Here is a 12,969-nt window from a genome sequence, read left to right on the forward strand (position 1 = left end):
AGGGCACGAGATCGAAAGCGGCATCATCGCAAGGGGTTTTGACAGTTTTGTGACGGTTTGTGTCGGCCAGTGGTCTTGTTCAGACCATTGACAGGCGCGTCTTGCGCAAGGGCGCCGGCCATGAGGAATCAATCAACAATTCATCCTCGATGGACAGCTCGATCTCAACCGCGGCAGCGTTCAATTCCAGGTGATGGGGCGTGACGGCCTTGGGAATGGCGATCACGCCGTCCTGACGCAGCACCCACGCCAGGCTGATCTGCGCCGGGGTGGCGTCGTGGCGTTCGGCAACTTCAAGGATGGCAGGGTTCATCAGCAAGTTGCCGGCCTGACCGATCGGGCAGTACGCCATCAGCGGCATCCGGGCGGTTTGCATCCACGGCAACAGGTCGTATTCGATGCCGCGTTCTTCCGGGTTGTACAGCACCTGATTGGTGGCACATCCGCCGCCGAGGCCGAGCTCGTCCAGCTCAAGCAGGTCGGACACGTCGAAATTCGATACGCCCCAGCGGCCGATCTTGCCCGCTTCGCGCAGACGCTCGAAGGCCTCGACGGTTTCTTCCAGCGGGTACTGACCGGCCCAGTGAAGCAAATACAGATCGATGTAGTCGGTCTTCATGCGCTTGAGGCTGCGCTCGCACGCCGCCGGAATGCCCGCGCGGCTGGCATTGTGCGGGTAGACCTTGCTCACCAGCATGACCTCGTCGCGGCGCCCGGCAATGGCCTGGCCGACCACTTCCTCGGCGCCGCCTTCGCCGTACATCTCGGCGGTGTCGATCAGCGTCAGGCCCAGGTCGATGCCCAGTTGCAGCGCCGAGACCTCCGCCTCGAACTGATGGCGGTCCTCACCCATGTGCCAGGTGCCCTGACCGATAACGGGGACGGTTTTGTCTGCCAGTTCAAGCGTGCGCATCGGGGGTGCCTCCGGGCGGATAGGACTGAATGATTAAAAACTCAGGCAGTGCTGGCCGGAAGGGGTTCAATCGCAAGTGAATGCGCGGTGCGTGAGTGGGACTGGGTATCTACTGTAGGACCGGCTTCAGCCGGGAAGAGGCCGGTGTGAACGACATCAGTTTTGCGATGTGACACATGACGCATTCCCGGCTAAAGCCGGTCCCACAATGGTGTTCCAGCCAGTGCCACTGGATGCACGCGGTCAATGAGTGGGACCGGCTTCAGCCGGGAAGAGGCCGGTGTGGACGACATCAATTTTGCGGTGTGGCACATGACGCATTCCCGGCTAAAGCCGGCCCTACAATGGTGTTCCAGCCAGTACCACTGGATGCACGCGGTCAATGAGTGGGACCGGCTTCAGCCGGGAAGAGGCCGGTGTGGACGACATCAATTTTGCGGTGTGACGACCGACGCCTTCCCGGCTAAAGCTGGTCCCACAAAGAGTCCACGCCAACCCGCGAGAACTTACTTATGCCCGTTCTCCCAACCCCCACCCAGCGCCAGGAACAGGTCGATCTGTCCCATCGCCACCTGGGTGTTCGCCGCCGCCAGTTGCGCGGTGACGTCGGTGTAGGTGCGGGTGGCTTGCAGGTCGGCGAGGAAGGATTCGCGGCCGGCGAGGAAAAACTGGTGGGTCTGGTCCGCCGCCTGTCGCGCCGACTCCTCGGTTTCAACCAGCGCATCGCGGCGTTGCAGCAGCGCGGTGTACTGGGATAAACCGGTCTGCGCCTCGCGGATGGCGTTGAGCACCACGCCATCAAAATGCGCCAGCGCCGCCTGATTTGACGCTTCGGCGATGTGAATCCGCGCCCGCGCACCATTGGACGGGATGGTCCAGTTGATCACCCCGCCAAAGCCCCAACGATTGGTCGACGGATCGCCCAGTTCATCGAGAATCCCCACAGTGCCAACCGTCGCGCCGATGCTGATGTCGGGATACAGCTCGCCCGTCGCCACACCAATGGCCGCCGTCGACATCGCCAGTCGGCGTTCAGCCTGGCGCACATCGGGGCGACGCTTGAGCAGCGCGGCGCCATCGCCCACTGGCATGACCTGGGCAATGTGCGGCAGCTCGGCGCATTCAGCCACCCCTTGGGGCAGCTGATTCAGCGGACGGGCGAGGAGCATCGACAGGCGATACAGCGCCGACTTCTGCGCCGCTTCGTAACGCGGCAAGTCAGCACGCAGGGACCTGAACTGGGTTTGCGAGCGCGTCACCTGGGTTTCATCGCCGCGGCCGGCGTCGCGCAGGCGTTGGGTCAGGCTCAGGCTCTGCTTCTGCAGGTCAAGGGAGTGCAGGGCGATGTTGCGTTCTTCGTTGGCGGCACACACCTGGGTGTAGGCGCGAACCACGTCGGCCACCAGCGTAATGCGTGCCGTGTCGGCCGCCGCCTGGGTCGCGTCGGCGTTGGCCTGGGCGGCTTCGATACCGCGCTGCAACACGCCGAACAGATCGAACTGGTACGAGGTGGTCAGCCCGACATCGCCGACGTTCGCGACCGGTACTTTCTCCGGCAGCAGATAGGCCTGACCGGCTTCCTGCAAGCGCTGCGCCCCGGCTTTGGCCGTGCCGCTCCAGCCACCGGCCGCATCCGCCTCGCTCATCTGAAAGCGCGCCCGTTGCAGGTTCGCCGCCGCGACGCGCAGGTCAGTGCTCGACACCAGCGCCTGACCCACCAGCTCATCGAGTTTCGGGTCGTGATACAGCCGCCACCAGTCAGCCGGTACCGGCGCCGACACCACGTTGGACGACGAACCGGCCAGTTCGCCCTGCAAGTCGGGGCGATTCACGGCGGCTTTATCGGGCAGCGTGTAATCCGGGCCGACCACGGTGCAAGCCGACAGCAGCAAGCCCATGCTCATGCCCACCGTTAGCAGGCGTGCGCGGTGTTTCATTTCGGCGCTCCTGGCTGGACGGGTTGGTCATTTCCCTGAGCATCTGCGCGGGCGTCATCGATGATCGACACCGTCGCCGTGCGACCGGCAATCATGCGGAAGTCCGCCGGTACTTCATCAAAGGCGATGCGCACCGGAATCCGCTGGGCCAGACGCACCCAGCTGAAGGCCGGATTGACGTTGGGCAGCAGGTTCGAGCCGCTGCTGCGGTCGCGGTCTTCGATCGCCGCGACAATGCTCACCACATGACCACGCAGGCGCGCGTTGTCGCCGATCACGCGGATGTCCACGCCGGAGCCGATGTGAATCCCGTCCAGCTTGGTTTCTTCAAAGTAGCCGTCGATGTGGAACGAGTTGCTGTCCACCACCGACAGCACCGGGTGCCCGGCGCTGACGAATTCGCGGTCGCGGGGCGCGCGGTCGTTGAGGTAGCCGTCCACCGGGCTGCGGATCACCGAGCGGTCCAGGTTCAGTTGCGCCGAGTCGACCGCCACTTGCGCTTCATTCAGGGCCGACAAAGCACGGGCTTCCTTGGACTGGCTTTCTTCCAGCTGTTCGCGGGCGACCAGATTGCCGAGGCTGCGGTTACGGCGGTTCTCGCGCTGGGCCTGTTCCCAGGTTTCCCTGCGCTCGGCGACCGTGGCCTGGGCCTGGCGCAAGGCGAGGCGGAAACGGTCTTGGTCGATGGTGAACAGCAACTGGCCTTTCTTGACCAGTTGGTTGTCGCTCACCGCGACCTTCTCGATCAGCCCCGAGACGTCGGGGGCGATCTGGATGACGTCGGCGCGGATGTGCCCGTCGCGGGTCCAGGGCGCGTACATGTAATACATCACCATGCGCCAGACGACGATCGCGGCGAGGGTGACAACCAGCAGGGTCAGGACCACGCGGCCCAGCGTCAGAAGAGGTTTTTTCATTTCATCAGGTATCGACTTAGGGTATCCACGACGCCGAGCAGCAGAGCGTATAGACCGACGTTGAATAAAGCCCGGTGCCAGACCAGGCGGTAGAAGCGGGCGCGCGTCAACACGGCGTGCACCACCAGAAAAATCAGGTAAGCGATGCCCATCAGCACCAGAAAGGTCGGCAGGAAAATCCCGCTGATGTCCACATCACCGATCATAACGGCGCTCCATCGATGCCATAGGGCGGTTGTTCTTCCTGCTCGGCGAGCACATCGACGATCTCCACCCCCGGCAGCAGCGCCAGACGCAAGCCACTGAGGGCGTGCAGCAGATTCATCCGCGCCGCGTCATCCCCCTCGCCATTGAAGGTCAGCGCGCGGCGGGCGCGGTCCATGGTCATCAACAGACCTTTGGGCGCCGGCAAACGCTCCCGGGCTTTCAGGCAGGCGCGGAAATGCGCACCGACTTCGATGGTGACCTGACGCAGCAACTGGCGTGGCAAAGGGTCGACCCGCGGCATATAGGCCAGCAAATCCAGCATGTTCAGGGCGACCCGTGCTTCACGCAGCGCGCTGGTGGAATCCTGCGCAGTGATCGCCAGACGCGGAAGATGCTGCATCAGCCGGTCGAGCATGCGTACGCCCATTTGCCGGTGCTCGGCCAAGGTGGCCTCTTCGCTGAGGGAGACGATGTCGCGCCAACTGAAGCGGGTCATGCGCTTGGCCGCCACTTCGGTGCCGAACGGCCTGACGATCAGGGTCCAGACGAAGGCGAACGCCAGACCCGCCGGCCCGGCCAGGTTGGAATTGACGAAGTTGACGAAGTCGGCGTCGTAGGCGCTCTGGATGCTGATAAAGGACGAGGTATTGACGATGGTCAGCAGCGTGCCGAGGTAGAACTTCGGCTGCACGGTGAGGGTGCCAACGCAGATAAACGGCACCGAAAACGCCAGGACCAGCATCGGGAAGTCGTGCAGGTTGGGCAGCACCACGAATAGATAGAGGCTGGCGAAGATCACCGACATCATGGTCCAGAAGAAGAAGCGGTAGATCTGCGGCGCCGGGTCGTCCATCGCCGCGAAGAAGCTGCACGACACCGCCGCCAGCGCCACCGCGCTCGCGCCGTCTTGCCAGCCCAGCATGATCCACAGCACTGACGCGACGATGATGGCGCTGACCGAGGTCGCCACCGAGTACAGCATCATCCCGCGATCGAGGAACGGCGAAAGTCGCCCCAGCCGCCAATGGCGGTACACCGCGCGCCATGCCGAGTGATCGTCAGTCTCGATGGCGTGTTGCAGGCTGCGGCAGTCCTGCCACAAGTCGATCCATTCGCGCAGCCGATACAGCGCGTTCGACAGCAGCAGTTGCCGGCGATCGTCGATCTGCGCGGGTGTCGGTTGCAGGCGGTCGAGCTCGGCGTGCAGCGCTTTCCAATACTTGATCGGCGCGCCTTCGGCGGTCTGCTCGACCCAGTCGCGGCACTCGATCAACAGCGGCGCAAGGTCAGCGACATGCTCGGGCGAGCGCCGCTCCAGCGCCCAAAGGGCATCGTCCAGGGCATCAATCACCGGCAGCAGGTGAATCATCCGGCCGCGCAGCTCTTTGGCGTTGCGCACGGTCTGGCGATGGGCGCCTTCATGGGGCAACTGGCCAATCATCAGTTCCAGGCTGTTGAAGGTGCCGACCATGGCCGTGCGCAGGCCGCCGACCGCTTCCGGCGTGGCGCTGCGGGAGAGAAATAGATCGCTGTAAGCCGAGGCGTCCTTGAACCACTTGCCCATGGCATCCACCAGCACCGGTGCCAGCCGACGTGGCCAGAACATCGCGCCGACCACGGCGGCGCAGACGATGCCGAGGAAGATCTCCTCGGTGCGCGAGACGGCGATGTCGAACACCGCCTGCGGGTTGTCGACCACGGGAAAGGAAATCAGCGGCATGGTGTAGCCGGCCAGCATCAGCGCGTAGCTGTTGGCGGTGCGCAAATGCAGGGACAAAAACAGCAGGGTGCCGGTCCACAGCGCGATGACCACCGCCAGCAAAAACGGCGTCTGCACGAACATCGGCACCAGCACCACCGAAGCGGCGGCGCCAAGCAGGGTGCCGGCGGCGCGGTACAGCGCCTTGGAACTGGTCGGCGCCACGAACGGGCTGGAGACGATGTACACCGTTGCCATCGCCCAGTAAGGGCGTGGCAGTTCCATCATCAGCGCGATGTACAGCGCCAGCATCGAAGCCGCGAACGTGCGGACGCCGTAGAACCAGTCGCGGCCCGGCGGTACTCCGTCGAAAAAGCCTTTGAACAGGCCGCTCAAGATGACGAATCCGGCGCCATCGGTGTGGCCTGGGCAATGGCGTTGAACACGCGCAACGTCGCCTCAAGATCCGCCGGGTCGACGTGACTGAAGATGTCGCGGCGCAGGCGGATCAGCTCTTCCTCGATGGAATTGGCCAAAGCGCGGCCCTCGTCGGTCAGGCTCAAGGCCTTGGCGCGGCGGTCAGTGGGGTCTTCGGTGCGCTGCACCAGCCCGGCTTTGCACAGTTGATCAAGCAGGCGCACCAGTGACGGGCTTTCCAGCCCGCAGGCCTGGGCCACCGTCACTTGGCGCACGCCCTCACCCAGGCGCGCGATCATCAGCAACGGGCCCGCGCAGGCTTCGCTCACGCCGACGTTCATCAACGTGGTCTGGCAGACGCGGCGCCACTGCCGGGAGGCCGCGACGACGCCGCCGGTGATGCGCATTTGCAGGGTGTCAGGGTTCATGAAAAGGCCATTGGGGCGGTGTGGGTTTGGTTAGGAGCTAAATGATTAGGCGCTGCATTATTAGGCTGCTAACTAATAATATCTTGTTACACCCTGGTCTCGTCAAATGGAATGTTGGCAGACGCGCCCGGCGGATTGTCGCAGGCCGGCGTGTCCGGATTTTCAGTTGAACGGGAGGGACGCGCCAAGCGCTTAGGACCGCGGAGCACGATGGAAGAGGGTACGAGTGAAGGAATTTATCGTACCGTCTGTCGGGTGGGTGCTCGCCAGCTGAACTATTTTTTTGAGGGCCGTCTAAGTGTCCTCCAAAAAAATGGCGCCAAATAATTAGCCTTCATCGCCCGGTTTACGCTGGCTGGGCAAATCTGGAAGGCAATGGGCCACTTTTACCCAGTACTGGCATTGTGCTGGCCTTATACGCCTCTTCAGGTGGCTCGGCGGTTTCTTGACTCCGGGGACGACTAAAGATCAAACGGTTCAGCCGATAGCAAAGATGACGGGAACGGCAGTGACAGGCCTGTTCCAGACACCTCCTTTGCTGTGCGCATCGCGCACCATGAGTGCACCATGATTGATCTCGCCATCTGGAATCTTTCTGTACCGGTCGGTATCCCCGCCGCCACCATCGACACGCCAAAACTGGTGGCCGGCTACAAGGATGGTTACTTCCGTTCAGGGGACACTTTGTTCTTCTGGGCACCGGTGACCGGGTCAAGGACTGACAACGCGATCTATCCCCGTACCGAATTGCGTGAGACCTACGCCAACGGTGCGGTGCACAACTGGGTTTACTCCCAGGCGGACAATTTCCTGCGCGCGGCGCTGACCGTGGACCAGGTGCCATCGACGGGCAAGATCGTCATCGGCCAGATCCACTGCTATGGCAGCACCGAGCCGCTGATCAAGCTTGAGTACCAGTACAAGGAAAAACTCAAGAGCGGCAACATCGTCGTCAAGTTTCGCCTGACGCCGACCTCCGAGCCCGAGGTGATTCAGGTCGCGACCGGCGTGCTGCTCAAGGAGCGCTTCACCTACACCATCCACCTGACCGCCGCCGGCAACCTCACGGTCAACGCCCACGAGATGCAATGGGGCACCAAGCTCGATCCGTCGTGGAGCGGCAAGCCGTTGTACTTCAAGGCCGGCGTGTACACCCAGGACAACACCGGCTACGCCACCGAAGGCGGCGCAGCGACGTTCTACAAACTGCAGGCGACCCACGACAAGAAAGCGTGAGGCTTGGGGCAGACTGCTGTCTCGCCTTAAACACCGCCCTTGTGGGAGCTTGCTCACGAATACGGTATTTCAACCACTGGATATGTAGTGGATGTACCGGCCCCTTCGCGAGCAAGCTCACTCCCACAGGTTCTGCAGCGTGACCAAGATTCCGAGTCGATCACCGATCCGGTGGGAACGAGCTTGCTCGCGGAGATTTAATTCCAACCGCTGAAGATCTAGCGGATGTACCGGCCTCTTCGTGAGCAAGCTCACTCCCACAGGTTCTGCAGCAACCTGAAATTCCGAGGTGAACCACCATCCCGTGGGAGTCGAGCTTGCTCGCGAAGACTGAGTGTTAGCTTCAGAAAATGTGGCTGAATGTCCCGGCCTCTTCGTGAGCAAGCTCACTCCCACAGGTTCTGCGACATGCCGGATATCTCAGGCAGAATCATGATCTTGTGGGAGCGAGCTTGCTCGCGAAGGCTTAATTCCGACCGCTAAAGATACGAACTCGCCCTGTTGGGTGGCAATTGCGCTGCGCGCTATCGTGGAAACACCAGCCCGAAACAGATCCGTCCCGGCGTCGGTTGGTTGACCGTCACTTCGCCGCCATGCAGCTGCATGATCGCGGCGACGATCGCCAGGCCCAGTCCGTTGGAGTCGGAGCTCTGGTGGCGTGAGGCATCGCCGCGGTAGAAGCGGTCGAACAGTTTGCCCAGGGTCGCGTCGTCCAGCGTCGGGCCCTGGTTCTCTACTTCGATGCGGCAGTGCCTGGCACTTTCAACCACACGAACATCGATGATGCTGCGTTCATCGGCGTAGCGAATCGCGTTCGCCACCAGATTGCTCAGCGCCCTGCGCAGCAACAGAGGATCAGCCTCAATCCGAGCGTCGCCTTCGGTGTGCAGGGCGATGTCCCGTTCTTCCGCCAGCCCTTCGAAATAGCCCGTAACCCGTTGCATCTCGTCCGCCAGGTCCAGCGTCTGGCGATTGAGCGCGGCTTGCGCTTCATCGGCGCGCGCGAGGAACAGGATGCTTTCGACCATCCGCGAGATGCGTTCCAGCTCCTCCAGATTCGAGGCCAGTAACGCCTGGTATTCATCCTGGGTGCGCGGTTGCCGCAGCGCCACTTGGCAATGCCCCATCAGCGAACCCACAGGCGTGCGAATTTCATGGGCCAGGTCGGCGGAAAACTGAGTCAGCCGCTGATAGCCATCGGCAAGCCGGTCGAGCATCGCGTTGTACGCCTCGCCCAGTTGCTGCAGCTCGACCGGCGTGTCGCGGTTGTCCATGCGGCTGTCCAGTTGCGCCGGAGTGATGGCCGCCGCGTGGCTGGCCATCCTGCGCAGCGGCCGCAGCCCTCTGCGTAGCAACACATAACCGAGCAGCGCCGTGAGCACGAAGGCCAGCGCCACGGCGAACAGGATGCGGTTACGGAAGCCCGCCAGGGTGGCCATTTCCTTGACCGCGATGTGCGCCGCCGTCAGATGCACAGTCTTGCCGCCGGACACGGCTTCAACCGTCGCCGCCCGCATCGGCACCCCTGAATCCAGCATGCCGCTGCGCATGTCGGCCACGCTCAGCGGCATGTCGGCTGGCACCACCGGCATCGGCGGCAGCGGCGCGTGCAGTGGATTGACCATGATCACTGCGGGCTTGCCCGGCTCGGCGATGATGAAAATGTCGTCCTCGCTGTCGAGCATGTTCTCGAACAGCTGCGGGCTGCTTTGCAGCGTGGTCAGGGTCAGGTCGTATTGCAGCAGTTTGCGAAAGTGGTCCAGCCGCGCCAGCACCGCATGGTCGCTGCGGGTCATGACCGCGCCCTTCATGGTCTCGTAGAGGTACATGCCGGCGCTGGCGACGGCGAGCATGGCCACCACCGAAAACGCCAGGGTCGCGCGCAGGGTCAGGGATGGCTGGCGTCGGGCTCGCATGGCCGCACCTCGCAGACGTAACCGATGCCGCGCACGGTGTGGATGAGTTTGATCGGGTAGGGCGTGTCGACCTTGCTGCGCAGGCGCTTGATCGCCACGTCGACGACGTTGGTGTCGCTGTCGAAATTCATGTCCCACACTTCCGAAGCGATCTGCGCCCTCGACAGCACGTCACCCTCGCGGCGCAGAAACAGATGCAGCAGCGCGAATTCCTTGTTGGTCAGGGTAATGACCTGTTGCTGGCGCGTGACCCGACGGCGCAGCAGGTCGAGTTCCAGATCGGCCAGATGAAAATGATCGGCCTCGCGCACCACGCCGCGACGCAGGATGGTGCGGATGCGCAAGAGCAATTCAGTGAAGGAAAACGGCTTGACCAGGTAATCGTCGGCGCCCAGTTCCAGGCCCCGAATGCGGTCCTGCAACTGATCCCGGGCGGTGAGAAACAGCACCGGCACATCCTGCTTCGCCCGCAGGATTTCGATGATCTGCCAGCCGTCGATGCCGGGCAGCATGACGTCGAGCACCAGCAAATCGTAGCTGTGCTCAAGGGCCATGTGCAGGCCGTCGGTGCCGTGCTGGGTCCAGTCGACTTTGTAACCGGACTCGGTAAGACCTTTCTTCAGGTACTCGCCGGTCTTAGTGTCGTCTTCGATAAGCAGAATGTGCATCGTCGGTCAGGCTCGCTTCACGTCATTGGCAGCGTCGCCGGCGTGGGGTGTCGGATGATTCATCAGATTGGGTCAGAACAGGCGCGAAGGGCTGCAGGCCGCGCCGGATGTGGAGTGTAACCAACGGATGGCGCGCGGTCGGTTACATTTTTGTCATTGATCGGCATCGTGACGAACCTGCCGCCCGAATGACAAAAATGTAATCGGGCGGTCATTGTCGGGTGCCGGTTACGGGTACAGGATGGTGGTCATGCAACACATGACGTTCAGCTTCAACTTTCCCAACTGCCTGAAGGAATCCACCGATGAAAATGAAGACAGCCCTGACCACTACGTTCGGCATGCTCATGCTCAGCGCCGCCGTCATGGCCTCTGCCGCCGGCATGGCGGCGGGTGACATGCCTGTGGTCAAGCCACTGCGCGGGACGGTCGACAGCGTCGACAGCAACACCCTGAATTTCACCACCCGTTCCGGCGCCCATCAGAGCATCGGCCTGACCGACAAGACCGGCATCCGTCTGGTCTCCAAGACTGATATCGCGTCGATCAAAGCGGACAGCTTCATCGGTTCCGCCGCGACCCCACAAGCCGACGGCACGCTGAAAGCCCTGGAAGTGACCGTGTTCGAACCCAGCCTGAAAGGCAGCGGTGAAGGCCACTACGGTTGGGAAAACGCTGACGGCAGCACCGGCACCATGACCAATGGCACCGTTGGCAAACTGAGCGGCAAGGCCAACGGTCGTACCTTGAGCGTCGGCTACAAAGGCGGCGAGAAGCAGTTGGTCGTGCCGGAAGACGTACCAATCGCCTACGTTCAGCCGGGCAAGGTCGATGAGCTGGTCAAGGGCGCGAAAATCGTCGTGTTCCCGGGCGAAGACGGCAAGACCGCACGCGGTGTCGCGGTCGGCAAAGACGGCTTCCAGCCGCCGATGTAAGCGGGTTGCGGCGTCTCACGGCGCCGCGCTCACCGAATCCGTGATGAGTCTCGCCCCATGAAAAAAACCAGAATTCATCCATGGCCCATCCGCCTGACCCACTGGATCAATGCCTTCGGCATGGTCTGCATGTTCATGAGCGGGTGGGGCATCTATAACGCGTCGCCGCTGTTCCGCTTCTCCTTCCCCCGGGATTTCACCCTGGGCGGATGGCTGGGCGGCGCGCTGGCGTGGCACTTCGCAGTGATGTGGCTGTTGGTGATCAACGGCCTGATCTACGTGCTGTATGGCCTGTTCACGCGGCATTTCAAGCGCGACTTCCTGCCGGTCACCCCCACAGCGGTCAAGCGCGACATGCTTGACGCGCTGCGCTTTCGTCTCAAGCACGAGAAGGGCGTCTACAACGCCGTGCAGCGCCTGATGTATTGGCTGGTGCTGGCTGCCGGCGTGTTGATCGTGCTCACGGGGCTGGCGATCTGGAAGCCCATTCAGTTGCAGGAATTGACCGCTGTGTTCGGCGGATACGACTTCGCCCGTTACGTGCATTTTGCGGCGATGGCGTTCATTGGCGCGTTCGTGGTGGTGCATCTGGCCCTGGTGCTGATGGTGCCGAAAACCCTGATGCCGATGATCACCGGCGGTACGCGTGGGATTGAGAGCGGGAAGGTCGAGCATGATTGAGCCTAAAAAACGCGCCATTGCGCGCATCAAGCTGGAGCCGGCGCAACAGATCCAGCTGGAGAGCCTGCAGCGTCGGCATTTCCTCAAGGGCGGGCTGACCGTGGGCGCGATGGCGATGCTCACCGGTTGCAACCTGCAGGACGGCGATCAGGTGGATAAGGTGCTGTGGAGCATGTCGCGCTGGAACGACCGGGTTCAGGCCTGGCTGTTCAGCGGGCAGAAACTGGCGCCGACGTTCAGCAAGGATCAGGTCCGTAATCCGTTTCCGTTCAATGCGTTTTACAGCGAGGATGATATTCCGGAGCTGGACACGGCGGACTGGAAGCTGGGTGTGTCGGGGTTGGTGCGCGACAAGGCGCCGTGGACGCTGGAGGGGTTGCGCAAGTTGCCCCAGCGCAGCGATATCACGCGCCTGATCTGTGTTGAGGGGTGGAGCGCGATCGGGCAGTGGGGCGGTGTGCCGCTGCGTACGTTCCTGGAGCATGTGGGGGCGGATACGACGGCGAAGTTTGTCGGGTTCAAGTGCGCGGATCGGTATTACTCGAGTCTGGACATGCCGACGGCGTTGCATCCGCAGACGTTGCTGGCGCTGGACTTTGCCGAGGTGGCGCTGCCGCCGGAGTATGGTTATCCGTTGCGGGTGAGGGTGCCGACGAAGCTGGGGTTCAAGAATCCGAAGCATATCGTCGAGATTGTGGTGAGTAATGAGAATCCCGGGGGGTATTGGGAGGATCAGGGGTATAACTGGTTTAGCGGGATCTAGTCTGGCTTGAGATCTTTGAAGCAAGATCAAGGGCGTCTGCCTGGGGGCAGACTGTTTCGCCTTCGGCGAGTTACTTGGAAAAGCACCCCAAGTAACCAAGGGTGCTTGCTCCTGGTTGGGCCCCTCCTTCGTCGGAATACCCTCACTTCGACGACGCTCCGTGGGCCCGCGCCGACCGGACATCCATGTCCTAGCGGCGCTCTCGCGGCATCCATGCCGCTCGGCCCACTCCGCGTCGTCTGCGTTCGGCCT

The 12,969-nt window shown here is 62.4% G+C and carries 12 protein-coding genes; 4 read left to right on the forward strand and 8 right to left on the reverse strand.

From position 1 onward, the window contains the following. Nucleotides 1-79 precede the first annotated feature (79 nt). The 6 genes from ACYASU_RS05870 to ACYASU_RS05895 all read right to left on the reverse strand — a co-directional run bounded on the left by ACYASU_RS05870 (nucleotide 80) and on the right by ACYASU_RS05895 (nucleotide 6,518). Entirely contained in the window at nucleotides 80-913 is an 834-nt protein-coding gene (locus ACYASU_RS05870) for an aldo/keto reductase (protein WP_192174234.1), read from the reverse strand. A gap of 506 nt (nucleotides 914-1,419) precedes the next feature. Then, complete coding sequence (locus ACYASU_RS05875) at nucleotides 1,420-2,850, reverse strand: efflux transporter outer membrane subunit (protein WP_463582232.1); 1,431 nt, start codon at nucleotides 2,848-2,850, stop codon at nucleotides 1,420-1,422. Then, nucleotides 2,847-3,767, reverse strand: a complete 921-nt coding sequence (locus ACYASU_RS05880) for an HlyD family secretion protein (protein ID WP_346628815.1) — start codon at nucleotides 3,765-3,767, stop codon at nucleotides 2,847-2,849. Before ACYASU_RS05880 ends, ACYASU_RS05875 begins: the two co-directional genes overlap by 4 nt. Next, nucleotides 3,764-3,973 (reverse strand): DUF1656 domain-containing protein, encoded by a 210-nt coding sequence (locus ACYASU_RS05885; RefSeq protein WP_065988670.1) that lies wholly within the window; start codon nucleotides 3,971-3,973, stop codon nucleotides 3,764-3,766. Before ACYASU_RS05885 ends, ACYASU_RS05880 begins: the two co-directional genes overlap by 4 nt. Further along, nucleotides 3,970-6,060 (reverse strand): FUSC family protein, encoded by a 2,091-nt coding sequence (locus tag ACYASU_RS05890; protein WP_463582275.1) that lies wholly within the window; start codon nucleotides 6,058-6,060, stop codon nucleotides 3,970-3,972. Before ACYASU_RS05890 ends, ACYASU_RS05885 begins: the two co-directional genes overlap by 4 nt. A 5-nt stretch (nucleotides 6,061-6,065) precedes the next feature. Continuing rightward, nucleotides 6,066-6,518, reverse strand: a complete 453-nt coding sequence (locus ACYASU_RS05895) for a MarR family winged helix-turn-helix transcriptional regulator (protein WP_463582233.1) — start codon at nucleotides 6,516-6,518, stop codon at nucleotides 6,066-6,068. A 567-nt stretch (nucleotides 6,519-7,085) separates the two neighbouring features. Between ACYASU_RS05895 and ACYASU_RS05900 the strand changes: the two genes are divergently transcribed. Further along, nucleotides 7,086-7,754, forward strand: coding sequence for a polysaccharide lyase family 7 protein (locus ACYASU_RS05900; protein ID WP_192174238.1), 669 nt, complete (start codon nucleotides 7,086-7,088; stop codon nucleotides 7,752-7,754). A 524-nt stretch (nucleotides 7,755-8,278) separates the two neighbouring features. On the opposite strand, the gene ACYASU_RS05905 is transcribed toward ACYASU_RS05900, so the two are convergent. Together ACYASU_RS05905 and ACYASU_RS05910 are read right to left on the reverse strand one after the other, a co-directional pair. Beyond that, nucleotides 8,279-9,670 carry a heavy metal sensor histidine kinase gene (locus tag ACYASU_RS05905; protein ID WP_463582234.1) on the reverse strand — a complete coding sequence of 464 codons (1,392 nt, stop codon included), beginning with the start codon at nucleotides 9,668-9,670 and terminating at the stop codon, nucleotides 8,279-8,281. Then, nucleotides 9,643-10,338 (reverse strand): heavy metal response regulator transcription factor, encoded by a 696-nt coding sequence (locus ACYASU_RS05910; RefSeq protein WP_065988665.1) that lies wholly within the window; start codon nucleotides 10,336-10,338, stop codon nucleotides 9,643-9,645. Before ACYASU_RS05910 ends, ACYASU_RS05905 begins: the two co-directional genes overlap by 28 nt. Nucleotides 10,339-10,649: 311 nt before the next feature. Here ACYASU_RS05910 and ACYASU_RS05915 point away from each other — a divergent pair, with 311 nt between their 5' ends. From ACYASU_RS05915 to ACYASU_RS05925, 3 genes are read left to right on the forward strand one after another with little or no spacing between them, the layout of a single operon-like run. Further along, on the forward strand, nucleotides 10,650-11,273 hold the full coding sequence (locus tag ACYASU_RS05915) for a hypothetical protein (protein ID WP_133775968.1): 624 nt from the start codon (nucleotides 10,650-10,652) through the stop codon (nucleotides 11,271-11,273). 57 nt (nucleotides 11,274-11,330) lie between these two features. Next, nucleotides 11,331-11,954, forward strand: a complete 624-nt coding sequence (locus tag ACYASU_RS05920) for a cytochrome b/b6 domain-containing protein (RefSeq protein WP_122622694.1) — start codon at nucleotides 11,331-11,333, stop codon at nucleotides 11,952-11,954. Then, entirely contained in the window at nucleotides 11,947-12,717 is a 771-nt protein-coding gene (locus tag ACYASU_RS05925; RefSeq protein WP_074889123.1) for a molybdopterin-dependent oxidoreductase, read from the forward strand. The genes ACYASU_RS05920 and ACYASU_RS05925 overlap by 8 nt, the downstream gene beginning before the upstream one ends. The last annotated feature ends 252 nt before the right edge of the window (nucleotides 12,718-12,969 follow it).

It is taken from the genome of Pseudomonas sp. HP_12 (assembly GCF_055283955.1).

What these genes read in the sequence shown, in the direction of transcription:
- ACYASU_RS05870 (WP_192174234.1), bottom strand. Translation starts at nt 913, where the DNA reads ATGCGCACGCTTGAACTGGCAGACAAAACCGTCCCCGTTATCGGTCAG.
- ACYASU_RS05875 (WP_463582232.1), bottom strand. Translation starts at nt 2,850, where the DNA reads ATGAAACACCGCGCACGCCTGCTAACGGTGGGCATGAGCATGGGCTTG.
- ACYASU_RS05880 (WP_346628815.1), bottom strand. Translation starts at nt 3,767, where the DNA reads ATGAAAAAACCTCTTCTGACGCTGGGCCGCGTGGTCCTGACCCTGCTG.
- ACYASU_RS05885 (WP_065988670.1), bottom strand. Translation starts at nt 3,973, where the DNA reads ATGATCGGTGATGTGGACATCAGCGGGATTTTCCTGCCGACCTTTCTG.
- ACYASU_RS05895 (WP_463582233.1), bottom strand. Translation starts at nt 6,518, where the DNA reads ATGAACCCTGACACCCTGCAAATGCGCATCACCGGCGGCGTCGTCGCG.
- ACYASU_RS05900 (WP_192174238.1), top strand. Translation starts at nt 7,086, where the DNA reads ATGATTGATCTCGCCATCTGGAATCTTTCTGTACCGGTCGGTATCCCC.
- ACYASU_RS05905 (WP_463582234.1), bottom strand. Translation starts at nt 9,670, where the DNA reads ATGCGAGCCCGACGCCAGCCATCCCTGACCCTGCGCGCGACCCTGGCG.
- ACYASU_RS05910 (WP_065988665.1), bottom strand. Translation starts at nt 10,338, where the DNA reads ATGCACATTCTGCTTATCGAAGACGACACTAAGACCGGCGAGTACCTG.
- ACYASU_RS05915 (WP_133775968.1), top strand. Translation starts at nt 10,650, where the DNA reads ATGAAGACAGCCCTGACCACTACGTTCGGCATGCTCATGCTCAGCGCC.
- ACYASU_RS05920 (WP_122622694.1), top strand. Translation starts at nt 11,331, where the DNA reads ATGAAAAAAACCAGAATTCATCCATGGCCCATCCGCCTGACCCACTGG.
- ACYASU_RS05925 (WP_074889123.1), top strand. Translation starts at nt 11,947, where the DNA reads ATGATTGAGCCTAAAAAACGCGCCATTGCGCGCATCAAGCTGGAGCCG.